Consider the following 24,018-nt stretch of genomic DNA (forward strand, 5'->3'; position numbering starts at 1 on the left):
AGAATCATGGAGGTCAACAATGAGGTGCCGCCATAACTTATCAAGGGTAAAGGGATACCTACCACTGGCATCAGGCCTAGAACCATGCCGATATTAATGCACACCTGCCAGAAAAAAGTTGCGGTAATTCCGATGGCCAGATAACTGCCAAAAGGATCTTTTGCTTCCTGGCTGATAATCAGGCTGCGGAGCAGAAAAAGCATGAATAGAACAATGAGCAGAGCAGAGCCCCAAAATCCCCATTGTTCGGCATACACGGAAAAGATGAAGTCTGTATGTTGTTCGGGGAGGAAATGGAGTAAATTCTGGGTTCCTTTTAAAAAACCCTTGCCTGCAAGACCTCCGGAACCGATGGCTATTTTAGACTGGGCAATATGATAGCCGCTTCCCTGGGGGTTAAGCTCGGGATTGAGGAAAGTCAGAATGCGCTGTCTTTGGTAGTCATGAAGGAATTGCCAGCCGGCGGTGGCCAAAGCGATAGCGGCGAAGAAGAGTGTCGCTATTGTTTTTCTGCTCAGACCGGCATAAAAAATAATGCTGAACGAAATCAGGGCGACCAGCATGGCGGTGCCGAGATCCGGCTGTTTTAAAAGCAAGAGAAAGGGGATTACTACCATGGTAAATGGAATAATCAACTCTTTCAGGTTGTATGGCGGTGCCAGGCGTTGTTCAGCAAAAAAACGCGACAGGGCGAGAATTAATGCCAGCTTGGCTAACTCAGACGGTTGAAAAGTAAAACCGGTTATTATCAGCCATCGCTTGGCTCCCATGGCACTTTTGCCGGTAACCAATACCAGGATCAGGCCCAGGATAGCCAAACCGTAGGCCAGATAGGAAATTTTCTGGTAATAACGATAGTCAATGGCAAAACTAAGCCCCATGCCGGCAAGTCCAATAGCAAACCAGATAAGTTGCCGACGACTGACCGGGCTCAGCCAGGTGGAAACTTCCGGAACGTAAGTGGCGCTGTAAATAGTTAATATCCCAAGGCTGAATAAACCGGCCGTTAAGAGCAGGATAAAGAAATCCAGGCGACTGATTTTTTTCTTTCCTATTTGGAACATAATCTCAGGGCTTTTTCAGGTTCTGTAAGTAATGGATGATTGCCTGCTTGACAATAGGTGACGCCGTGCTGCCGCCATGCTCCCCATGTTCTATAATCACTGAAACGACAATGCTGGGGTCTCGAAAGGGAGCAAAACCAACAAACCAGGCATGATCGCGAAATTTCCAGGGAAGCTCTTTTTTACTTTTAAGCTTTTCCCCTGGTTGGGCTACAACCTGGGCTGTGCCGGTTTTCCCTGCCATTTCCCATCCCGGCTCAGCGATTCTCGATTTATGCGCTGTGCCATGAACCTCATTAACAGCCCGCCATAACGCTTGACGAATCAGTTCAAAATATTTTGAGTCAATAGGAATTTGATGCCCTTCGTGGCTGATTCGTTGTTTTTCACCGGAAAGGGGGTCAGTAATTTCGGTGATTAACTGTGGGCGGTAATAGGTGCCGCCGTTGGCGAAGGGAACATAAGCTGCGGCCATCTGCAGCGGCGTAGTCAGAACATATCCCTGACCAATGGCGGTAGACAAGGTTTCTCCCCGGTACCACTGATCATGAAAACGTTTTAACTTCCAGGAAGAAGTGGGAATGAATCCTGCCTTTTCCTGGGGAAGATTAATGTCGCATTTTTCCCCAAGTCCAAACAGGGAGCAGTAGTGGGCAATCCGGTCAATGGGCATTTTGCAGGCCAGGTTATAATAATAAACATCACATGATTCCTTCAGTGAACGGCTCAGATTGACTTTGCCGTGGCCGTATTTGTTCCAGCAGCGAAACTTGCTGTTGCCCAGCCGATAGTAACCGATGCAGGTGAAAGTAGTTTGTGGGGTGATAACTTTATCTTCCAGGGCCGCTGCCGCCATGATAGCTTTAAAGGTTGACCCGGGTGGATATTGACCCTGAATTGCCCGGTTATGCAGGGGATGTAAAGGATCGCTGCTGATTTTTTGCCAATCTTCCTGGTTGATCCGGGTAGCAAAAAGATTATTGGAAAAAGAAGGGGTGCTGACCATTGCCAGGATTTCACCCGTATGAGGATTAATGGCAACGGCACTGCCAACCATATCTTTCATCAGTTCATGGATGTAGGCTTGCAGTTTGATATCGATGGTTAAGGTGATGTTGCTTCCGGCGATGGCCGATTTGCTGATGCGTGAATGTAACTCCCGCCCCAAAGCATTGACTTCAACCTGTCTTTTGCCGTCAGTCCCACGCAATAACTCTTCGTACTGGGCTTCAATGCCGGAGCGGCCAACCAGGTCATCAGGATAGTAGGAGGCATAGGATGGGTGTTTCAGCTCCTGCTCATTGATAAATCCCTGGTATCCGATCAGATGGGCGCATTGTCGGTCATATGGATAATTGCGGATGGGTTCCACCTCAATAAGCATGCCCGGCAGGTCAATTTTATGGGCTTCCAGCAAAGCCAGCTCATCCCGGGTCAGGTTGTTCCTGATTTTCAGTGGTCGATATTTGAGATGGGCGGGAGTGGAATTAAAACGATTGATGATATCTTTTTGATCAAGGTCAGCCATGTATTTGCTCAGCTCAGCGCTGACCACTTCTATATTACTGATATTTTCCGGAATGATACTGAGGTTGAATCCCGGATGGTTGTCGGCCAGGATTTTCTGCTTACGGTCATAAATAATACCCCGTAAAGCCCGAATCCGTCGAACCCTGATATGATTATTTTTTGAAAGCTGATTAAAGTATTCTCCTTTTATTCCCTGCAGATACCATAAACGGATTAATAACAGGCCGCTGGCAAAAACAATAATAAAAAGGAATATTTTTCCATTTTTGCTTATTTGATCATGTTTAGCTTTGAGATCTAGAACCGACATTTAGATTATAGGTATTGTCACTTTCTTGAAAAGTTTTTTAAGTCACGGCAGGTTCTGCCATCAGGATCTGGTAGAGGAGGTAAGTCTTTTATGTATGGAAATTCCTTCATTGAAGATTTGCAGGACATACAGTAACGGTATGGCGAAAATACCGGTGGCTAACGCAGCGACCATGCCACTGGCAAGGTGAAAGTGTGCGGTTTGGGTATTATGTTCGACAAAGAAAACCTGCAGCAGAAAAAACAGGGTGAAATGTCCCAGGCCGGCCATGAATGCTTTAAACAGCAGGTGGTCAAAATAAACGGTCTGCTGCAGGTAGACCAGGATATAGTAGAGACAGAGAAAACCGATAGTGTGCAAACCAGTACTGCTTAACAGGAAAGTGTCGGTAATAATGCCCAGAATAATGGCGACTATGGTTCCGGTCCAAACCGGGAAAATAACCGGCAGGGAAATAATTAAGACATAATGTAAGTCGGGAGAAATGTTGGAGAATCCCAGGCGTGGAAAGACCGATGATTGCAAAACCGATAAAAAAAGCCCGGCGGTAATGTATAGTAAGACGAAAAAAAGTTGTTTACTGGACATGATTACTGTTTTGTCCGTTTGAGGTTGAGATAACTATTTCTTCCAAACCATTGAGATTTGCGAATGGCTGGACTGCTATTCTTTGACACAGACTATCATTTTTCCTGTCAACCGAGACAATGCTACCCACCGGCATTCCCTTGGGGTAAACTCCATCCATTCCTGAAGTGATTATCGTATCACCTATCTGAATATCAGCAGATCTCATCAGGTAACTGAGCCGGCACAATTCCTGATTATCTCCTTGAAGAATTCCACGTTCCCTGGTTCGCTGGACCAACACATCGCATGAGCTGTGACTGTCGGTGATTAACATGATTTTGGCTGAAAAAGGGGATGCCATGATGACCTGTCCGACGATTCCCCCGGGGGTTAATGCCGGATCATGGATTTTAATCAGATCGCGTGAACCATGATCAATGAATATCAGTCGGGAAAAACCGCTGGCATCACGTCCAATCACATTTGCAATGGTTGCATGGGCCGGCAGCTGGTATTCCTCTCGAAAATTAAGCAGCTTGCGCAACTGGAGGTTTTGACGCTGGCTTTCTTCCTGGGAGATTAATTGTCTTTCAAGATTGGCAATCCGGTTTTTTAAAGCCTGGTTTTCCCGATTTACATGGATCAGAGTTACATAATTATCAATAATCGAATTACAACTGTCAAGGGCCAGGTCAGCTGCTTTTTGAAAAGGATAGGCGAGGGTCATGATTCCTTGTTCTGCCGCTGAAAAAAGCTGTTGATGTCTGGCCTTTACCCCGAAGAAAACGCTTGTCAGGATAAATACCACCAACACATAAAGCAACAGCTGGTACCGTTTTGAAAAGGCAGTCATTTTTTCCTAATTATGAAGTGCCACATCTTTTAACAGGCTCAACTCGTCAAGGGCCTTTCCTGAACCTCTGACGACACAAGTTAGCGGATCATCGATAATAGTGATGGGCAATCCGGTTTCCTCCCGTAGCAGGACGTCTAAATTGCGCAACATGGCGCCGCCACCGGTCAAGACAATGCCTTTGTCAACAATATCTGCTGCCAGTTCCGGCGGGGTTCGTTCCAGGGAGATGCGGACTGCTTCCAAAATGGCATTGAGTGGTTCAGTCATTGCTTCACGGACTTCATCGGAATTGACTTCGATAGTTTGCGGAACGCCGGCAACCAGGTCCCGACCTTTAATTTCCATTGATTCAAGATCTTCTAGTGGCGCCGCACTGCCTATATTGATCTTGATCTTTTCCGCCATGCTATCTCCTATTAACAGGTTGTATTTCCGTTTTATGTATTGAATGATGGCTTCATCCATCTTGTCGCCGCCGACCCGCACCGATTTGGCAAAAACAATTCCGGCCAAAGAAATGACCGCCACTTCAGTGGTTCCACCACCAACGTCCACGACCATATTCCCCGATGGCTCGGTGATCGGCAGGCCGGCACCGATCCCGGCAGCCATGGGTTCCTCGATCAGGTAAACTTCCCGGGCACCAGCTGATTCTGCTGATTCTTTGACTGCCCGCCGCTCAACCTGGGTGATTCCTGAGGGGATGCAAATGATAATTCGGGGACGAACAAGAGTCTTGCGGTTATGAACCTTGGTAATAAAATGACGAAGCATGGCCTCCGTTACCTCAAAATCGGCAATAACTCCCTCTTTCATCGGTCGGATGGCGATTATATTTCCCGGAGTTCTGCCTACCATCCGTTTGGCCTCGCTGCCTACAGCCAGAACTTTCTTGGCGCCGCTGGAGTAATTCTGGACGGCGACCACGGAAGGTTCATCAATCACAATTCCTTTTCCCTTGACATAAACCAGGGTGTTGGCAGTCCCCAGGTCAATGGCAAGGTCATTGGAAAAAAAACCGAAAATAGAATCTAGAAACATAAGCTTTAGGTATCCTGCAGCTGGAATGTTAATATGGTTTTGAAAAAGACATGTAAAAACTCTTGAAGATGATAATTGAATAATCGACTAGACATAGCAAAACCTAAGTAATTATTCAAGAAAAATAGGGGTTTTTTAATTTTGCCAAAAAAATATTTTTGACTGTTCAATCGTTGACCTTTCTTTGACAATTATCAGGATGAATGATATTGACAGCCAAAGGAGTAAAGCTTTGTTTGATGATCTGCATATCTATACAATATCTCAATTGAATCAGGATATCCGCCTGATTTTAGAGGGTAATTTCAGTTCCATCTGGGTTGAGGGCGAAGTGTCAAATTTTCGTCTGCCCCGTTCGGGGCATTTCTATTTTACCCTGAAAGATTCCTCGTCCCAGGTGCGGGCGGTTATGTTCAAACGGCAGAACCAGGCGTTAAGTTTTATGCCCACCGATGGAGATCATGTGCTTTGTCTGGGCCGTGTCAGTCTCTATGAACCCCGCGGCGAATGCCAGATTATTGTTGAAAGCCTGGAACTGAAAGGACTTGGCGGTTTAATGCGGGCCTTTGAGCAGCTGAAGGCAAAGCTGGCAGCTGAAGGTATTTTTGAGCCGAGATTTAAAAACCCCATTCCGATGCTGCCCCGTCATGTAGCCGTCATTACTTCCGCCAGCGGGGCGGCGATCAGGGATATTCTCCAGGTTATTCGCCGTCGTTTTGCCAATCTTACGGTAATCGTCATCCCGGTAACTGTGCAGGGTGCTGGGGCTGCGGCAGAGATTGTCCAGGCTATAAAGCAGTGCAATGCTACATTAGCCGGTCAGGTTGATACCATTATCCTGGCTCGGGGTGGTGGTTCCTGGGAGGACCTGGCACCATTTAATGAAGAAGTTGTTGCCCGGGAGATCTTTTCTTCCAAAATACCCCTGATCAGCGCCGTTGGCCATGAAGTGGATTACACCATTGCTGATTTTGTCGCTGACCTGCGGGCGCCAACGCCGTCGGCGGCAGCGGAACTGGTGGTGGCTCAACGTGGACAGTTGGTTGAGAAACTTCAATTTCTGGATCAACGCTGCCGCCAGGCAATCCTAAATCAACTGGGCGGTTACCGGGGGCGCTTGCAACTTAGTTCAGCCCGCTTGTCACGGCCGGAAATCCTTTACCAGCGCTTGCGGCAGCGGGTTGAAGAGCTTTCCTATCGTTTCACCAGGATGATGACTGACCGTCTACGACGGTTGCAGCGTCTAGTCGAACAAGCCGCTCGTTCACTGGCTGTTCGGACCCCGGAACATCGCCTGGGCGACTGTCGCCAGCAGCTGGAACTTTTATCCCGCCAGCTGAGCTTTATTTTTCAGCAGCAACTTAAGGAACAACGCCATGTCCTGGATCTAATGGCTGGAAAACTGGAATCCTGCAGTCCTCTGGGAATTTTACAGCGGGGGTATGCGGTGGTTGAAAAACTGCCCGAACAGCAGGTGATTATTGATGCCGGCAAGCTGCAGCCCGGGGATCAGCTGGTGGCCAGATTTGCCCGTGGAAAAGCGTATTGTGGAGTTCAGGAGATTTTAAATGATGAATCTTGATTCTGGGGTGAGGGAACAGGTTGTGGAGGAAAAGCCCAGATTTTCTGTTGCTTTGTTCTCTTTGTCGTTGATGCTGATAATAATTCTGGTTTCATTGCGGCCTTTTTGTTCGCGGGCTCAGACAATAAAGCTGGGAAATATCGTCTACCAGGATGCTGATCTGGCTGTTTCCCTGTTCCCGAAGTCTCCATTGCAGGGTCAGGCGGTAATTGTGAGTATTCGTTGCCGCCATGCTTCACCTGTACCCCGGGAACTGCTGCTATTGGGGAAAAAGTTTAAAATAGTTGTCCTGGATGGAGGAGAATATAAAGCTGTATGCGCGGTGCCGCTGAATGCTCCGCTGGGTCCACAACAGCTGAAAATTGATCTGACTGATGCTGCAGTGGTAAAAATCCCCCTGACCATCGAGGCGGGTAATTATGGCGAAGAACATCTGCGGCTACCGGCTGAAATGGTTACTCCGACTAGTGCGCCCCATCTGAAACAAATTAAAAATGATCGTATATGCTTACGGCGGATATACAGTTCATCAAAAGCGGTGATCCGGTTTTCTCACCCTTTTATCCGGCCTTTGAAAAGTACCATTGTTACCCCTTTTGGCCGGCGTCGATTTCTCAATGATATTCCTAAAAGCCCTCATGGCGGTATTGACCTGCGGGGTAAAACCGGAACTCCGGTGCCGGCGACTGCCGGGGGGAAGGTAGCTTTCAGCGGCAAACTGTACTACAGTGGCAATGCGGTCATCATTGATCATGGGCTTGATGTTTTTTCCTTGTATCTGCATCTCGATACATTGTCAGTGGCTGAGGGTGATCAGGTGAACCAGGGGCAGATTGTCGGTAAGCTTGGCAGCACCGGCAGGGTGACCGGACCACATTTGCATTGGGGGATTAAGATTAACGGAATATTTGTTGACCCGCTGGAGTTTATTAATGAAAGCCGGTTGTTGCTTCAACCGGCCGGGGAGGAATGAAATGGCCAAACAGAGCTTTGAGACTGCCCTGAAGAAACTGGAAGAAGTGGTGGAAAAACTGGAATCCGGAGAGGTCTCTCTCGATCAGTCGCTGAAACTGTTTGAACAGGGAATTACCCTGGTTCGTCAATGCAGCAAGAGGCTGGATGAAGTTGAGAGCAAGGTGCAGGTGTTGGTCAGTGATGAACGGGGTGAAAGACTGGAAGATTTTTCATGAACGAGTTAAATGCTTATCTACAGCAACAGGCCCGATTGTTTGATCAATACCTTGAACGGCATTATAGCTTTCCAGAGAACAATCCTCAAGGACCGGTAGCGATTTTAGGGAAATCCATGGCCTACAGTCTGCTTGCCGGTGGCAAACGCCTGCGGCCGATTCTGGCCATGAGTTCCTGCCGTTTGTTTGGCGGCGAACTGGAACTGGTTTTGCCGGTAGCCTTAGCCATTGAGATGATTCATACCTATTCTCTCATCCATGATGATCTGCCGGCTATGGATGATGATGATTTTCGTCGGGGTTTGCCCACCAACCATAAGGTGTACGGCGAAGGAATGGCTATCCTGGCTGGAGATGCCTTACTGACTGATGCCTTCGGTCATCTTGCCGCTGTGGACGGGTTGTCCGGAGAAACGAGGCTTGAGCTGGTGCGAGGATTGTCCCGGGCTGCCGGTTCCGAAGGGATGGTGGCCGGACAGGCTATTGACCTGCATTATGAAGGGCGGCTGGATGTTTCCCAGGAGGTTTTATTTGATCTTCATCGGCGGAAAACCGGGGCGATGATCACTTTTGCCGTGCTGGCCGGGGGAATGGTGGCCGGTGCCGACAAGGAAGATCTGGCCCGCCTGGAAACCTATGGTCAGTCAATCGGACTTGCTTTTCAAATTGCCGATGATATGCTGGATGAGACTGGCACCCAGGCAGAATTGGGGAAAGATGCCGGCTCCGACCGGGAAAAGAATAAATTGACCTCCGTCAGCCTGTTGGGAATAGATGAATCCCGTGTCCTGCTTGAAGGACTGGTGGATAAGGCTGTCAGCGCCCTTGCACCCTATGGAAAACGGGCTGCACTCTTGCAGCAGATAGCCAATTATATTGCCGTCCGGAAAAATTGATTGAATGATGACTTCTGGAACTGAAGTATTTCTAGTGGCCGGTGCCGGTCGCTTTGGTTGTCAGGCAACTGCCAAGTTGCTGTTACGGTCCCGGGCACAGGTTTTTGTGGTTGAAAACAATTCTTTAACAGCCGGACAATTGCTGACTGAAATTCCTTCACTTGAGGGGCGGTTGGTGGCTGCTGACGCGGTGAAGTATCTGGCCGCTTATATCGGCAGTGATGATCATGATTCAACCTGGATCATCCCGACAATTCCTCTGCATCTGGCGGCGGCGATCATTATGCAGCTGACTGGCCGCGGCTGTCTGGAATGGGCTGATATTCCCCTGCTGCCCAACGGTTCCTTGGGGGGCAATGGTGAATTATACAGCAGTCTGGCGGATTTTATCTGTCCCGAAGACTGTCCCCAGCCCCCTGATCATTGTTATACCACCGGTGAGCCTCGGGAAAAATCCCTGGTGCAGATTCTTGCGGAGATTTCATATCATGATTATCCTTCCCTGGTATTGCAAAGCCGGCAGCTGGCTCCCGGGGTTGGCGGTTTCCAAGTGGCATCAATCCGCAAACTGCTTGTGCAGATGAATAATGATATTCCTGGTCCGCTGGTTTTCAGTACCGCCTGTCTTTGCCATGGAGTCAGCAATCTTCTGGGACCGATGACTGATCAAGGTGGAGAAAGGTGATGGTTTCTTCTCCACCATTGTTAGCTTCCGGCAGGAGCAAAAAAAGTCGTAAACAAAAAGCTCATGTGGTGCTGAATGAATTAAGCCGCTGTTATCCTCGGGTTGAATGTGGGCTTGTGTATCATAACCCGCTTGAATTGCTGATCGCCACCATCTTGTCGGCTCAGTGTACGGATGTACGGGTTAACAAGGTAACTCCAAAACTTTTTGCTGCCTTTCAAAACGCGTCAGATTTTGCTGAAGCGTCACCGACAAAACTTGAGGAAGCCATCCGTTCCACCGGTTTTTTTCGCAATAAATCCCGGAATATACAGGCCTGCTGCCGGCAGTTGGTGGAATTATATGATGGCCGGGTGCCGGGAAGCCTGGCTGAACTGGTGGAGTTGCCCGGCATCGGCCGAAAAACTGCCAATGTGGTCCTGGGGGAAGCGTTTCATGTCCCGGGATTGGTGGTGGACACTCATGTGAAAAGGCTGGTCAATAAAATCGGTTTAACCAGGGAAAAAACGCCGGAAAAGATTGAACAGGATCTGATGAGAATTGTGCCGGAGCAGAACTGGACACTTTTTTCCCATTTGCTGGTTGCCCATGGTCGCCAGATATGCTTTGCCCGCCGACCCCAATGCCGGGAATGTTTTTTGCGGCGTATCTGCAGTTATGGTAAGAATCATGGTGGTAGTTCATGAGGAGGTTTTGGCAGCATCGTCTGGCCCTGGTCGGATTATTGATTTTGCTGTCGCTGGTAGTTATGGCCCTGCTGGCACCGCAGTTGGCACCTTTTGATCCCTGGCAGATTGATCTCCCCGGTGAGCTGGAGGGACCAAGTATGTTTCATTGGCTGGGCCAGGACCAGTTGGGGCGTGATATCTTAAGTCGGATTATATATGGCAGTCGGGTTTCCCTGCTGGTTGGTGTCATTGTAGTCGGTTTTTCCCTGGCTTTTGGTTCCCTGGTGGGTGCCTATGCGGCCTATAAAGGGAAAATGTTGGATGCCGTTTTGCTGCGGGTTATGGATGTGATGCTGGCGTTTCCCGGGATTTTACTGGCTATCGCCCTGATCAGTATTATGGGTCCGTCCCTGAAAACAGTGATAGTGGCCCTGTCGGCGATGGGTTGGGTTGGTTATGCCCGGCTGACCCGGGGACAGGTGCTGGCGGAAAAAGAGAAAGAGTATATCCTGGCCGCCCGGGCTTCGGGTGCCGGCAGCCTGAGAATCATTGTTTTACATTTGTTGCCGAACTTGGCTGCCCCCTTAATTATTGAAGCAACTTTCGGGATTGCCGGGGTCATCCTGGCGGAATCATCCTTGAGTTTTCTGGGTTTGGGTCCCCAGGACCTGCCAACCTGGGGCGGGGCGCTCAATGAAGGAGTTCGCTATTTGCTGTTTGCGCCCCATCTCTCCCTGTTTCCCGGGCTGGCAGTTATGATTACCGTACTGGCTTTTAATTTTCTTGGTGATAGTTTGCGGGATTATCTTGACGTGCGAAAGTAGGGTTGGTGAGCGAATGCAAATCATTGATGTTTCAAGCCCTCATTATGATGACCGGCCCGCCGGGGTTGAGATCAGCCTGGTGGTGATCCATTCTATCAGCCTGCCTCCCGGTGAATTCGGCAATGGTCGGGTCATTGATTTTTTTCGTGGTTGTCTGCCGGTGAACGAACATCCTTATTTTCAGAAAATAGCCGCGCTTAAGGTATCAACCCACTATTTCATTGATCGTGCAGGGGCGGTTGTTCGTTTTGTTCCCGAGTTTAAACGGGCCTGGCATGCAGGCGTCAGCCGATTCGGTGGCCGGGAAAACTGCAATGATTTTTCTCTGGGGATTGAACTGGAAGGTGATGATTCTCATCCTTTTACTCCCGTGCAGTATGACATGCTGAACCGGCTGCTGGCCGATATTGGTCGTCGTTACCACCAGGTGTCCAGGGAGCGGATTGTCGGTCACGCCGATATCGCTCCAGGACGAAAAACTGATCCAGGGCCTTTTTTTGATTGGGACCGGGTATTTTTGTTATGAATGCCGCCCAATTGGTTATGATGGGGATTGAGGGAGTATCTCTGACCAGGCCTGAAAGGGAGGTGCTGGCGAATACGCCGCCAGGGGGAATTATTCTCTTCAGCCGGAATTGTCCCAGTGCTTTGTCCTGCGCTGACCTGGTAGCTGAGATTCAGGAGCTGAATCATAACGGAGCGCCGCCGCTGCTGGTTGCCATCGACCAGGAATATGGGCCGGTATGTCGTTTGCGGCAGGGGATACCATCTTTTCCCGGGGCAACCGAGCTGGGTGAAAAAGGTGAACTCTCTGTAACCGAAATGACGGCCGGGAATATTGGCCGGTGTCTTGCTGGTTTTGGGGTGAATGTGAATCTGGCGCCGGTGGCTGATTTAGCCTGTACCGGTAGCCCGGTGCTGGCTGATCGCTGCTTTGCTTCCGAGCCCCAGGAAGTTACAAAACAGGTATGCAGCTACATCGTTGGGCTGCAAAGATCAGGTGTGGCTGCCTGTGCCAAGCATTTTCCCGGCCATGGATCGGTGACCGATGACAGCCATGCGATGTTGCCGGTTTCATCCATGAGCCTGGACGAACTGTTGTCCAGCCATCTGCAGCCCTTTGCTGCAGCTATTGCTGCCGGGGTTAAAATAATCATGACCGCTCACATTATGTTTCCGCGGATTGATTCTTCTCTGCCGGCAACTCTTTCAAGCTTTTTTCTCAACCGTCTTTTGCGGCGGCAACTGGGTTTTACCGGCGTTCTTCTTTCTGATGACCTCGATATGGCGGCCATGGAGAGCGGCAATGAACTGGCTGTTACAATGTTTCAGGGCCTGAAAGCCGGCCTGGATATGGTTTTATGGGGCCGCAATATTAAAAAAGGTGATGATCCCCGCCGGGTTTTATCTCGGCTGCAGGAAATGATGGATGATCAAGACGCTGATATGCAGGCTCAGTTTGCCGACGAGCAGAAAAGGCTGCTTGATTTGCGAAACTGGCTGGAAAAGTGATGGGTAAGGGTGTATATGATCAGCCTTGGAATTGAACAACTGCTGACGAGTTCTGCTCATTTGCTCAAGGGCAAAAGATTTGCTTTTTTAACCCATGCCGCGGCCTGTGTCCGGAGTGGATCATCCTCGCTGGCGGAAATTATGGCATTTTTTCCGGGACAGCTGCAGGTGGTCTGGATTCCCCAGCATGGTTTTTACGGGGTCAAACAGGCAAATATGATTCCTTCAGCAGATTTTCTGGATCCCCTGACCGGAATACCAGTCAGGAGTCTTTATGGTGATCGGCGGCGGCCTTCACGGGAAATGTTCACTGGCATCGATCTGGTCCTGGTTGACCTGGTAGATGTGGGTTGCCGGGTATATACCTATCTCTGGACTCTGGTGCTGGTCATGCAGGCGGCTGCCGAGGCCGGGGTGCCGGTTATGGTTCTTGACCGGCCTAATCCGCTGGGGGGAGAACGGGTAGAAGGCAATCTGTTAAAGCCCGAAAATGCATCTTTCGTGGGGCTCTATCCTTTGCCCATGCGCCATGGTCTGAGTTTAGGTGAATTGGCCCGTTATCTCAATGAAGTTTATGCTTTCGGCTGCCAGCTGGAGGTGATGCCCATGACCGGCTGGCAACGTAAACACTATGCAGATAAAACTGATACTTTCTGGGTGCCGCCATCGCCTAATATGCCGACATTGACCACTGCCCTGGTATATCCCGGCCAGGTACTGTTTGAAGGCACAAATCTATCCGAAGGTCGGGGGACCACCACCCCCTTTGAACTCTGGGGGGCACCATTTATAGAACCCGGGAGGATACTGGCTGAAATTGATCTTCGGGTGAGCCGCGGTGTTTTCCTGCGGCCGGCATATTTTTCTCCCACCTTTGACAAATGGTTTGGGGGCACCGATAAAGCAATGTCCCCACAGGTATGCGGCGGGTTGCAGATACATGTTACTGACCGCCGACTTTTTCAACCATATCTTTTAAGCCTGGAACTGTTGCGGGTAGTGATGAAATTGTATGGTGATCAGTTTGTCTGGCTGCAGCCGCCCTATGAATACGAAGACGAAAAGTTGCCCATTGATATTCTTACCGGTGATGAACATATTCGACTGGCATTGGAAAATGGCGAAGATCTGGTTTCTCTTTCTGAATCATGGCTGCCGGAGTTGCAGGAATTCTGTCAGCGACGTCAGGAGTTCCTTTTATATTGACAGTAAAATGCTGCCGGGATTATAACACGCAATAAAAATGATGAGGTGATAACCATTGTCAGAATCAGATAAATGCATGAGTATGGTCGAGGCTATCAGGCGCTTTGTCAAACCGGAAACACATCTGTCCGTTGGCGGTTTTACCCTGAATCGCAATCCTATGGCCGCGGTGTATGAAATTATCCGCCAGCGCTTGAGTGGTCTTCATATCTACGCTCATTCCAATGGTCAGGGAGTTGATGAGCTGATTGGTGCCGGCTGCGTGCGGGCGATTGAAATTGCCTATGGTGGCAATGGTCGTTTCGCTCCCACCTGCATTCGTTTTCGTAAAGCTATAGAAACCGGCCAAATCAATTTTGAGGATTATTCCAATTACCAGATGACCCTGCGGTTTATGGCCGGGGCCATGGGGGTGCCGTTTCTGCCAACCACTTCCGGATTGGGAACCGATATTTTGCAAAAATGGGGTTTTTCGCCGGAATTTCGCGAAGCGGAAGCCCGTTTGCCCCGGGAAAAGCTTCTGGTTATGGATAATCCTTTTCGACGCCGGGATGAAGATTCGGCAAAGGTGGTTTTGCTTCCGGCGATTAATCCGGATGTGACTATTATTCACGTGCAGAAAGCCGGTCGTCAGGGAACTGTCTGCATTGATGGCTTGACCTTTGCCGATGTGGAACAGGCCAAAGCTGCCCGGCACCTGATTGTGAGCTGTGAAAAGCTGGTGGAGGAAGAGGAAATGCGTTTAGAGCCGGGGAAAAACCAGCTACCTTTTTTCCTGGTGGATGCGGTGGTGCTGCAACCTTACGGAGCCTATCCCACCGCCTGTTATGGGTGCTATGATTATGATCCACAATATCTGAAAATGTACCGACAAGTGGCCAGAGATGATGTCTCATACAGTGATTACCTGGAGGAATACGTCTACGGGGTTGAAAATCATGAGCGGCTTTGCGATCTGGTTGGGTCCGATAGCTTGCAGCGGATAAAGGCGGACAGCCCTCAGGGTTACGCTGCCGGTTTGGAGCGGAGTTGATGATGGATTTTACCTTGAGCGAGATGATGGCCGTGGTTGCCGCCCGGGAGATCAGGGATGGGGAAATCGTTTTTTGCGGTACCGGCATATCCATGCTGGCGGCTATGGCTGCCAAACATATCAGTGCTCCCCGCAGTGTTATTTTTTTTGAAACCGGGGCTATCGATTCCCTGCTGGAGGAAATTCCCCTGGCGGTGGCTGATTCTCGGGTCATGTACCACACCGCTCTCAATGGCGGTCTTGCTGATGCTTTCGCGACCATGCAGAATCCTTTCACCGGTCCCCGGGTGGTGGGAATTCTCGGGGCCGCTCAGATTGATCCTTTCGGGAATCTCAATTCAACGGTGATTGGTGATTATGAGCGTCCGAAGGTACGTTTTTCCGGTAGCGGCGGTGCCTGTGATGTGGCTTCTTTTGTCGGTCGGACGATTATTTTCATGCGCCAGGTCAAGGGTCGATTTGTGGAAGAACTTGATTATCTCACCAGTCCCGGTTATCTTGACGGTAGGGATGGTCGCCAGCGGGCTGGTCTGCGTCCGGGAGGGCCGGAACTGGTGGTTACCGATAAAGCCATTTTTCGTTTTGATGAAAACAGTAAAAGGATGTATCTGGCTGGTTATTATCCGGGCATTGAAGTGGCTGAAATTTTAGAGACGGTTGAGTTTTTTCTGGATTGCGAGCGGGCAGTGCAGGTTCCCGCGGTAACGGAAAAAGAACTTCGGGTTTTACGGGAAATATGTGATCCCCAGGGATTGATTCGTTAAAAAAATGATGAAGAGGAGATGATCATGAAAATTATCAAATGGGCTGTGCTCGGCATTGGTGTTCTGCTTGCCCTTTGTATTGCCGCAGCTATTATTGTTCCGCAGGTTGTGGATGTACAGAAATTTAAACCGCAAATTGAAAAAATGGCCTCTGAGACGACGGGTAGGACCGTGACTTTGGGGGGTGAGATTAAGCTTTCCCTCTTTCCCTGGGTTGGAGTATCCCTTGCTGATCTGCATCTGGGCAACCCTTCGGAGTTTAAGGAAAATGATTTGCTGACAGTAAAATCTTTCGAGTTCAGGGTTAAACTTCTGCCCCTGCTGGCAAAAGATATCCAGGTGAAAAAACTGCTCTTGGATGGTGCTCGCGTATCTCTGGAAAAGTTGAAAGATGGCCGGGGAAACTGGGAGGGTATCGGGAAATCAGATAATAAGGCAGTTGTCCAAAGTGAGAAAAAAACTCCAACCCAAACAAGTGCTGGTCTGCCCATTAAATCACTCGCTGTTGGTGAATTTGCGATTACCAATAGCCTGCTCAGATTTGAGGATCACAAAACCGCGGTGAAGAAAGAGATTTCAGCAATCAACCTTCGTTTGCGGGATGTTTCTCTTGACAAGCCGGTTCATCTTTCATTCTCGGCTGCGGTGGACGGCCACCCTGTGAGTATGAAAGGCATGGTCGGGCCATTGGGAAAAGAGCCGGGAAGGGGAACTATTCCTTTGGATATGGTTGTTAAAGCGATGAATGAGCTTGATTTGACCGTAAAAGGTAATGTTGTTGATCCTCTCAGTAAACAGAAATTTGATCTGGCTCTGAACCTTTCTCCCTTTTCACCCCGCAAGCTGGCAATTGCATTCGGTCAGGACTTTCCGCTGGAAACAGCAGATCCAAAGTCCTTGAGCCGTTTGGGGATGCATGCCAGAGTAGCCGGCAGCCCAATGGATATTGCCATCAGTGATGGAACCATGGAGCTGGATAATTCTAACCTGGTATTTTCCGCCCGTATCAATGAGTTTTCCCGACCGAATATACAATTTGATTTGAACCTGGACCAGATTGATATTGATCGTTATCTTCCTCCGCCAGCGGAAAAAATAGCTACGCCGGCGGCAGATAAAAAGAAAGTACCCGCGGTGAAAACAACCGGGGAAAAGAAAAAACCGGCCAGTACCGCTGCTGCCGGAAAAAAGAAAATTGATTATGCTCCACTGCGCCGACTGATTCTGGATGGGAAACTAAAGGCTGGAAAACTGAAGGTCCATGGCCTGCAAGTCCAGGATGTAGTGGTGAAGATAAAAGGAAAAGAAGGGAAATTCCAACTCAATCCACTGGCACTTAATCTTTATCGGGGAACTTTCTCTGCTGCCGGGATGTTCAATTGCCGGCCGAAGCATCCCCGAAGCAGTTTCGATCTGCAGTTGAAGAACGTAAAAGTTGGTCCATTGCTCAAAGATTTTCTTCAAAAGGATATACTCGAAGGGACATTGGTTTCGAAGCTGTCTTTGTCCATGACTGGGGATGAGCCTGAAGCTATCAAGCGCAGTTTAAATGGCAAAGGGAATATTTCTCTCAAGGATGGGGCGATTATTGGCATCGACCTGGCATCAATGGTCCGTAATGTCAAAACTGGTTTGGGACTGGCTGAAAAAACAGTCGAAAAACCGCGGACTGATTTTGCTGAACTTCTGGTTCCTTTTACCATTGTAAACGGCCTTGTTGATACCCCGGGGACAACGTTGAAATCTCCACTCCTGCGTTTGAGCGCGGTAGGAAAGGCTGACCTGGTTCAGGAACTGCTGGATTTCAGGATAAAACCCAAAGTTGTGGGGACCATAAAAGGTCAGGGTGATACCAAGGAGCGTTCCGGTCTGATGGTGCCGTTGGTAGTGAGTGGAACTTTTTCCGCCCCGAAGATACTTCCTGATCTTCAGCACATGATCGGTACTGGTGTCCCTGAAACCGAAGAGTTGAAAAAGATGATTTCAGGAGACGGAACGGCTGAAGAAAAAATAAAATCAATAAAAAAGGACCTCAAGGGTCTGTTTAAAGGCTTTTCTTCCGGGCAATAGCTGAATCAATCAGCTCCGTTTCCCGCTGAAACAGCATTGAAGTTGTAAATTGTCTGATGTTTTTTGGTTGTAATGAGTTTCTTAATTTTTAACTTGACAAAATAGATTAACTTTATTATTATTCAGTTATGTTAGATAATAAAAAGTTGCTTAAGGTTACAAAGGTTGTTGTCTGTAGCTAGATTAATCTTTAATCTATGGAGGAAGAAAATGGCTGAAAAAGTAAATGAAATCTATCGCTGTGAAATCTGTGGAAACATGGTGGAAATTCTGCATTCCGGGGTGGGGGAAATTCTTTGCTGCAATGAACCCATGTCGCTGGTGGAAGCTGGTGTCGTTGATGCCGCCAAAGAGAAGCATGTGCCGGTAATTGAAAAAGTTGATGGCGGCTATAAAGTGAAAGTGGGCAGTGTGGCCCATCCCATGGAGGAAAAGCACTATATTACCTTCATCGAACTGTTGGCTGATGGAAAATTATATCGTCAGGCGCTGAATCCCGGCGATGCTCCGGAAGCATTCTTTGCCGTAGATGCGGCCCAGGTTGAAGCCCGTGAATACTGCAACCTTCATGGTCTCTGGAAAGCTTCCTGCTAAGTGTCTAGAGAAAGTTTTGTAAAAAAGCCCGGCTGATATTTGTCAGCCGGGCTTTTTTGATGACGGTTTTTGTGGCGTTAAGCCCCGTCGAGGCCGCCATGCTCCATCTTTTGATACCACCCGGCAGGATCGAGGAAATATGCCTCCGTTTCTTTGAGTGATGCCAGGTGTTCAAACTCTATTTTGGCCATCAGGGCAAAGAAGTCCTTTTCCTTGGAATCAGTGGAGGTATCCCGCAGTTTTTCATAAAATTTGCCCGCTTCGGCTTCAAACCCGATGGCGGTTCTCACCGCTTTAAGATCATCATCGTCTCCCGGTTTTGCCTGCTCCACCTGGTTGATAACCGTTTTCATGGTATTTTCCAGGTTTGATTCCGCCACGACGAGAGGAACAGATTCCGGCCATTTTCCCTGATTCTGCCAGCTTTGATGAAGTTGTTTCAAACGATCATAATGTTCCAGCTCCTCATCGGCTATCTGCTTGAACATGGCTTTTCCTACCGGGTTGTTGGTCCGCTCGGCGTTTTTGAGATAAAATTCCCGCTCTCTCATTTCATTGTTCAGTGCCACTTCCAGGGCATTCAGTCTCTCCTGATCCATGATAACCTCCCGTCAAAGTATGGTATCTTTATTAGCCGCATTCAGCTGACTTTAAATCAAAGCATATCACTTTAGTTCGGATAATGATAGCAGTAATAAATTTAATTGGTTTTTTTGTCAATGGTGATTATTTTGCGTTGATGGATTATACTGCCAGGTAACGATTCTGGATCTCCTCGTTGTCGCTGATTTCGCAACTGCTTCCCTGGTGGCGGATAAGTCCTTTATCAATGACATAGGCCCGGTCAGCAATTTTCAGGGCGAAATGGGCGTTCTGCTCTGCCATCAGGATAGGCATGGCACTTTTAAGGCTGATAATTATTGCCTCCAGGGATTCAACAATTACCGGTGCCAGCCCTTCGCATGGTTCATCCAGGAGCAGAAGTTGTGGATTGCCGGCCAGGGCTCTGGCGATGGCCAGCATCTGTTGTTCCCCGCCACTCAATTCTCCTCCCAGGTGATGGCGAAGCCTGGTGAGCAGCGGGAAGGTTGAGAAGATGCGGTCAAAAGTCCATGGATTCTGGTCGGTCCGCGGTGGTCGGATTGCTACTTCGAGATTTTCATTTACCGTCAGGTTCGGAAAAATCTGCCGTTCTTCCGGCACATAACCGATTCCTGAGCGAATATTGGCATATACCGGCCGGCTATTGATCAAGGCTTCCTGGAAGCGTATGTTTCCCCGGACTGGAGGATTATAACCAACAATGCTGCGCATGGTGGTGGTTTTCCCGGCACCGTTGCGGCCCAGCAGGGCGACAATTTCACCTTCGCCAACCGACAAGCTGATTCCCTGGAGGATGTAACTGTCACCGTAGTAGACATGAATATTGTCAACTTTCAGCATTGTATTTTCCCTCCTCCCAGATATGCTTCCCGGACCTGGTGGTTGGCGTGAATTTCTTCCGGGGTTCCGGAGGCCAGCAGGCCACCCTGGTGGAGGACAAAGATCCGTTTGGCAATGGAAAAAACAACTTTCATGTCATGTTCAGTGAGGAAAAAAGTGGTTCCAAAACGTTTGGCCAGTTCCTTGATCAGGAGGATCATTCTTTCGGTTTCTTCCGGATTCATCCCGGCGGTGGGTTCGTCCAACAGGACCAGTTTTGGCTTCCGGGCCAGGACAATGGCCATTTCAACCAGTCGCTTGTCGCCGTAAGCCAGTTCCCTGGCTGGTTTGTCTCCATATTCAAGAATGCCGATTTTACTCAAAACTTCATCTGCTTTTTGATAAAGTTGTTTTTCCCCGTTCAGTGGACGGAAAAAGATGTATCCCCGCCGATGTTGGAGCAGTAGAGGAATCAGCACATTTTCCCGGACGCTCAGTTCCGGAAAAATATTGGTAATCTGGAAGGATCGGAGCATTCCCAGAGGAACAATTTTATGCGCTGGTCTACCGGTGATTTCCTGCCCATCAAAAAACACCTTGCCTTTGCTGGGTGGAAAGCGACCGGAAACCACATTGTAAAAAGTAGTTTTTCCGGCACCATTGGGGCCAATCAGGGCGGTCAGCTCCCCTTTGGGTATTTCAAGAGAAATATCGTTAATGACCTGGAATTTGCCATAAGCATGTCCCAGGTGTTCGATTTTTAAAATAGGAACATCGGTCATTGTCTGTCGCTCTCCTGCCCCCGGTCAAAGTATTTGACCATGGTGCCTAAGATCCCCTGGGGGAAGAAAATTACCACCGGAATGAGAATGGCACCTAAAAAAATCATCCAGTTATCGGTAATATTGGTTATTACCTGTTCAAGCAGGAAAAAAATTACAGCTCCAAATGCCGGGCCGAGAAAAACCCCTGAGCCTCCGAGGATGGTCATCAGTATCGGTTTGGCCGAGTAACTCCAATGCATGAAATCGGGGGTTGCCATGCTGTTGAAAAGACAGAAAAGTGTTCCTGACAGGCCCGCCAAGCCGCCGGCAATGGTAAAAGCCGCCAGCCGGACCAGGCGGACATCGGCGCCGACAAAAGCCAGTCGCTCCTTGTTTTCTCTGACTGCGGTCAGAATGAGGCCAAAAGGTGATCGGACCAGGCGCCAGAGTAGGAAGATACCGGCAAGAAAAACTGCAAGAATTAAAAGATACATATTCCGGGGATCAAAGAGGGAAAGCTCAAGGCCAGGAATTCTCAAAGTTGGTAGAGATGCAAGCGGCAGACCGTCGCTGCCCCCAGTAAGCTCAATCCAGTTGTGGGCGATGGTAAACAGCATCATGCCAAAACCTAAGGTGATCATGGCAAAATAGATTTCATCCCGGCGAACACAAAGAAATCCGATAATTACCGCTGCCAGAGCAGCAGTGAAAATTCCGACCAGCAAGATCAGCGATAAGGATTGCCAGCCCTTGATAATCAAGAGGGCGGTGCTGTAAGCGCCAACCCCGAAAAATCCAGCTTGTCCAAAGGACAGCAGGCCGCTGTATCCCAGCAGCAGGTTGAAACTCATGGAGAACAGGGCCATGATCAGGATTTCCCCGAGGATAAAGGTCCAGTAGGTTGGCAGAAAAAAAGGACAACCAACCAGAAATCCGATTAGAAGGATGAGAAAAATGACGGTTTTTGGATAGCCAGGTTGTTTTTTCATCGATTATGCCTCCCGGCCGAAAAATCCCCGTGGCCTGATCAGCAGAACCAGAGCCAGGAGAATGTAGGGCAAGGCCATCTGGGCCCGACCCGCAAAGACGGTGCCAAACGATTCCAGCAGGCCAAGCAGCAGGGCGCCGGCAAAAGCGCCGGGAAAGCTACCCATGCCGCCGATAACCACAACGATGAAACTTTCAATAATAATACTTTCCCCCATGGAAGGGGCCACACTCTGGTGCGGGGCTGCCAGGGCGCCGCCAAATGCTGCCAGCCAGGTGCCGAAAGCAAAAACCGCGGTAAAGAGCAAAGGTACCCGGATGCCGACACCCTCGGCCATCTCCCGATTAACCGCCGCCGCCCGAATTATCTTGCCCCACCTGGTGAAATGAAAAAAACTCCAGAGAGCAATGCCGATAAGTGGCCCGATGATTACGAGAAAAATTCGATAGACGGGATATGAATGGGCGAAAAGCGGGATGGTGCCGGCGAGAATCTTCGGGGCGTCAACCACGTGGTAGCCTGGCCCCCAGATAATTCTGACTGCGTCATCCAGGACCAGGAGAATGGCAAAGGTCAGCAGTAATTGAAAAGTAATATCACGGCCGTATACTTTTCGCAGCAGCAGTTTTTCAATGACAATGCCAAGCAGGGCGACGGCCAACGGGCCGATCAGGATGCCGATCCAGAAAGAAGGTACTACGTGCATGACCTGCATACAGAGATAAGCCCCGAGCATAAAAAAGGAGCCATGGGCAAAATTCAATATCCCCAGGACGCCGAAAATAGTAGTTAACCCCACTGAAATCAAAAAAAGCAGCATGCCCCAGCTGAGGCCGTTGAGCAGGTTGGTTACCAGGCTTTCCAAAAATCATCTCCATTTTTTGTAGAGAAATGCCGGTGGAGGTTGGTAAAAAAACCTCCACCGGCGGATTGATAATATTTACCGCCTATTTCATGGTGCAGCCGGTTTGGTTAACCGCCGGGGTGATATCCACACCCTTGAAAATTTTCATCGGTTTCAGGATGCGGATCGGATAATCGGGATCAGCAGCCGTTTTACCCCAGCAGGCATCGGTGACCGCCTGATGGTCTTCGGGGCGGATATAAATAGTGCCAACCGGCAGGTCAACTTTCAGACCTTCCAAAGCCTTGATGATTGCTTCTTTATCAATCTTTCCGGCTTTTTCAGCTGCTTTCTTGTAGCTGTAGATAGCCCCATAAGATCCGTGGGCGTTGTAAGAAGGATATTCATAGTAACGGTTATAATAATTTTTTACGAATGTTTTGTTGAGGGCAGACTGGTTGGCCAGGAACCAGTAGCGGCTGCCAACCCATAAACCTTCAGGCATCTTGTCTTCCAGGGCACTTAAAACTTCGGTGGCGGCCCCCAGGGTAATCAGAACTTCGAAATCACCATTGAAAAATCCCATTTCCGATCCCTGGCGGATAAAGTTAATCAGGTTGCCGCCCCACAGTGAGACTAGCACTCCATCGGGTTTCGATTGCATAACCTTGGTGATGTAGGCGCTGAAATCACTGGTTTTGAAAGGCGGAAAAGCCACCTGGTCTTTGCTTATGAAAGCAGTATCCGGTTTGATTTCTTTGAGATATTTCTGAAAATATTCCCAGGACTGGTGTCCAAAAGCATAATCAGGTCCGATGGTGGTCCAGGTTTTGGCCTTGGTCTGAGCGGCCAGGCGTGCTGCTGTTTTTACATTCTGGGCCAGGTTGAGAGAAACCCTGAAAGTATAGCGGTTGCAGACGCTGCCGGTGACATCGGGGGTTGCCGCATGGGTGATGATCAACGGAGTTTTCATTTGGGGAATTGAGGGGACTACTGATTTGGCGACCCCGCTGGAATCAAGACCGATGAGGCAGTCAACCTTTTGTTGATAGACCAGCTTGCGTATGGCCCTCAAGGCCACATCCGGTTTGCCGGTGGAATCTTCAAAATAGGCTTCTACCGGATGCCCAAGAATACCGCCGGCTTTGTTGATCTCATCAACCGCCATTAAGGCCCCTTTTTTGGCAAACTGTCCATAAGTGGCAAAAGGACCTGACATGATGTAGGTGAAACCCAGTTTAACCGGTTTGGCCGCCCAAGTCGGGGAAATCCCAAGAAAACCTACCATGCTGAAAATAAGTATCACGGCTAACAGTTTGTTCCTCATTTTCTTCCTCCATTTCTTGTTTTTATTGAAAAATATCAGTCCTATGTGGGTCTGACCTGCCAAAGGCCGGTCTTGTTGCCGTTAGTTATAAAAATTTACGGTATACGATATAGAGACAACTCCTTAAACCTTTCTTTTACCTAAGTTAAGTGATTAGCTGTTAGCTATCAGCGTTTAGCCTTGAAAAATAAAGGCGTTACGTTAATGAGAAATAACACCCAACGGGTGAAAGTTTGTAAGTAAATATTCGACTTTGTCTATAGATTGACAAATTTTTA

General features: G+C 49.0%; 25 protein-coding genes. 14 read left to right on the forward strand and 11 right to left on the reverse strand.

Features of this window, described 5'->3' with window-relative positions; genetic code table 11:
* From rodA to U9P07_10705, 5 genes are all read right to left on the reverse strand, one after another.
* On the reverse strand, positions 1-1,064 hold a 1,064-nt coding region (gene rodA / locus U9P07_10685), incomplete at its 3' end, for a rod shape-determining protein RodA (GenBank protein ID MEA2109871.1).
* A gap of 4 nt (positions 1,065-1,068) precedes the next feature.
* Positions 1,069-2,904: a penicillin-binding protein 2 gene (gene mrdA / locus U9P07_10690; protein MEA2109872.1), complete on the reverse strand. Its 1,836-nt coding sequence runs from the start codon at positions 2,902-2,904 to the stop codon at positions 1,069-1,071.
* Between the two features lie 60 nt (positions 2,905-2,964).
* Positions 2,965-3,492, reverse strand: a complete 528-nt coding sequence (mreD, locus tag U9P07_10695) for a rod shape-determining protein MreD (protein ID MEA2109873.1) — start codon at positions 3,490-3,492, stop codon at positions 2,965-2,967.
* On the reverse strand, positions 3,482-4,327 hold the full coding sequence (gene mreC, locus U9P07_10700) for a rod shape-determining protein MreC (protein ID MEA2109874.1): 846 nt from the start codon (positions 4,325-4,327) through the stop codon (positions 3,482-3,484). Before mreC ends, mreD begins: the two co-directional genes overlap by 11 nt.
* Positions 4,328-4,333: 6 nt before the next feature.
* A complete protein-coding gene (locus tag U9P07_10705) occupies positions 4,334-5,371 on the reverse strand; it encodes a rod shape-determining protein (protein MEA2109875.1) in 1,038 nt (345 codons plus the stop codon).
* A gap of 232 nt (positions 5,372-5,603) precedes the next feature.
* Between U9P07_10705 and xseA the strand changes: the two genes are divergently transcribed.
* From xseA to U9P07_10775, 14 genes are all read left to right on the forward strand, one after another.
* Positions 5,604-6,953, forward strand: a complete 1,350-nt coding sequence (xseA, locus tag U9P07_10710; protein MEA2109876.1) for an exodeoxyribonuclease VII large subunit — start codon at positions 5,604-5,606, stop codon at positions 6,951-6,953.
* Positions 6,940-7,926: a M23 family metallopeptidase gene (locus U9P07_10715; protein ID MEA2109877.1), complete on the forward strand. Its 987-nt coding sequence runs from the start codon at positions 6,940-6,942 to the stop codon at positions 7,924-7,926. The genes xseA and U9P07_10715 overlap by 14 nt, the downstream gene beginning before the upstream one ends.
* Before the next feature lies 1 nt (position 7,927).
* Positions 7,928-8,143 (forward strand): exodeoxyribonuclease VII small subunit, encoded by a 216-nt coding sequence (gene xseB / locus U9P07_10720; protein MEA2109878.1) that lies wholly within the window; start codon positions 7,928-7,930, stop codon positions 8,141-8,143.
* Positions 8,140-9,039, forward strand: coding sequence for a farnesyl diphosphate synthase (locus U9P07_10725; GenBank protein MEA2109879.1), 900 nt, complete (start codon positions 8,140-8,142; stop codon positions 9,037-9,039). The genes xseB and U9P07_10725 overlap by 4 nt, the downstream gene beginning before the upstream one ends.
* A gap of 4 nt (positions 9,040-9,043) precedes the next feature.
* Positions 9,044-9,724 (forward strand): hypothetical protein, encoded by a 681-nt coding sequence (locus tag U9P07_10730; protein MEA2109880.1) that lies wholly within the window; start codon positions 9,044-9,046, stop codon positions 9,722-9,724.
* A complete protein-coding gene (gene nth, locus U9P07_10735; protein ID MEA2109881.1) occupies positions 9,724-10,410 on the forward strand; it encodes an endonuclease III in 687 nt (228 codons plus the stop codon). The genes U9P07_10730 and nth overlap by 1 nt, the downstream gene beginning before the upstream one ends.
* Positions 10,407-11,216 (forward strand): ABC transporter permease, encoded by an 810-nt coding sequence (locus U9P07_10740; GenBank protein MEA2109882.1) that lies wholly within the window; start codon positions 10,407-10,409, stop codon positions 11,214-11,216. Before nth ends, U9P07_10740 begins: the two co-directional genes overlap by 4 nt.
* Positions 11,217-11,229: 13 nt before the next feature.
* Positions 11,230-11,742 (forward strand): 1,6-anhydro-N-acetylmuramyl-L-alanine amidase AmpD, encoded by a 513-nt coding sequence (gene ampD / locus U9P07_10745; protein ID MEA2109883.1) that lies wholly within the window; start codon positions 11,230-11,232, stop codon positions 11,740-11,742.
* On the forward strand, positions 11,739-12,728 hold the full coding sequence (nagZ, locus tag U9P07_10750) for a beta-N-acetylhexosaminidase (GenBank protein ID MEA2109884.1): 990 nt from the start codon (positions 11,739-11,741) through the stop codon (positions 12,726-12,728). The genes ampD and nagZ overlap by 4 nt, the downstream gene beginning before the upstream one ends.
* A gap of 15 nt (positions 12,729-12,743) precedes the next feature.
* Positions 12,744-13,934 carry a DUF1343 domain-containing protein gene (locus U9P07_10755; protein ID MEA2109885.1) on the forward strand — a complete coding sequence of 397 codons (1,191 nt, stop codon included), beginning with the start codon at positions 12,744-12,746 and terminating at the stop codon, positions 13,932-13,934.
* A gap of 55 nt (positions 13,935-13,989) precedes the next feature.
* Positions 13,990-14,967 (forward strand): CoA-transferase, encoded by a 978-nt coding sequence (locus U9P07_10760; GenBank protein ID MEA2109886.1) that lies wholly within the window; start codon positions 13,990-13,992, stop codon positions 14,965-14,967.
* Positions 14,967-15,731: a CoA-transferase gene (locus U9P07_10765; GenBank protein ID MEA2109887.1), complete on the forward strand. Its 765-nt coding sequence runs from the start codon at positions 14,967-14,969 to the stop codon at positions 15,729-15,731. Before U9P07_10760 ends, U9P07_10765 begins: the two co-directional genes overlap by 1 nt.
* 24 nt (positions 15,732-15,755) lie before the next feature.
* On the forward strand, positions 15,756-17,801 hold the full coding sequence (locus U9P07_10770) for an AsmA family protein (GenBank protein MEA2109888.1): 2,046 nt from the start codon (positions 15,756-15,758) through the stop codon (positions 17,799-17,801).
* 210 nt (positions 17,802-18,011) lie between these two features.
* The gene (locus U9P07_10775; protein ID MEA2109889.1) at positions 18,012-18,395 is read left to right on the forward strand and encodes a desulfoferrodoxin; all 384 of its coding nucleotides are present in this window, start codon (positions 18,012-18,014) and stop codon (positions 18,393-18,395) included.
* Between the two features lie 77 nt (positions 18,396-18,472).
* Here U9P07_10775 and U9P07_10780 read toward each other — a convergent pair whose 3' ends face one another.
* From U9P07_10780 to U9P07_10805, 6 genes are all read right to left on the reverse strand, one after another.
* Positions 18,473-18,994: a ferritin family protein gene (locus U9P07_10780; protein ID MEA2109890.1), complete on the reverse strand. Its 522-nt coding sequence runs from the start codon at positions 18,992-18,994 to the stop codon at positions 18,473-18,475.
* Between the two features lie 145 nt (positions 18,995-19,139).
* The gene (locus tag U9P07_10785; protein ID MEA2109891.1) at positions 19,140-19,838 is read right to left on the reverse strand and encodes an ABC transporter ATP-binding protein; all 699 of its coding nucleotides are present in this window, start codon (positions 19,836-19,838) and stop codon (positions 19,140-19,142) included.
* On the reverse strand, positions 19,832-20,599 hold the full coding sequence (locus U9P07_10790; GenBank protein ID MEA2109892.1) for an ABC transporter ATP-binding protein: 768 nt from the start codon (positions 20,597-20,599) through the stop codon (positions 19,832-19,834). The genes U9P07_10785 and U9P07_10790 overlap by 7 nt, the downstream gene beginning before the upstream one ends.
* Positions 20,596-21,570: a branched-chain amino acid ABC transporter permease gene (locus U9P07_10795; GenBank protein MEA2109893.1), complete on the reverse strand. Its 975-nt coding sequence runs from the start codon at positions 21,568-21,570 to the stop codon at positions 20,596-20,598. The genes U9P07_10790 and U9P07_10795 overlap by 4 nt, the downstream gene beginning before the upstream one ends.
* A 3-nt stretch (positions 21,571-21,573) precedes the next feature.
* Positions 21,574-22,434, reverse strand: a complete 861-nt coding sequence (locus tag U9P07_10800) for a branched-chain amino acid ABC transporter permease (GenBank protein ID MEA2109894.1) — start codon at positions 22,432-22,434, stop codon at positions 21,574-21,576.
* Between the two features lie 82 nt (positions 22,435-22,516).
* Positions 22,517-23,740: an ABC transporter substrate-binding protein gene (locus tag U9P07_10805; protein MEA2109895.1), complete on the reverse strand. Its 1,224-nt coding sequence runs from the start codon at positions 23,738-23,740 to the stop codon at positions 22,517-22,519.
* Positions 23,741-24,018: the final 278 nt, after the last annotated feature.

It is taken from the genome of Pseudomonadota bacterium (assembly GCA_034660915.1).
Classification (GTDB): Bacteria; Desulfobacterota; Anaeroferrophillalia; order Anaeroferrophillales; family Anaeroferrophillaceae; genus DQWO01.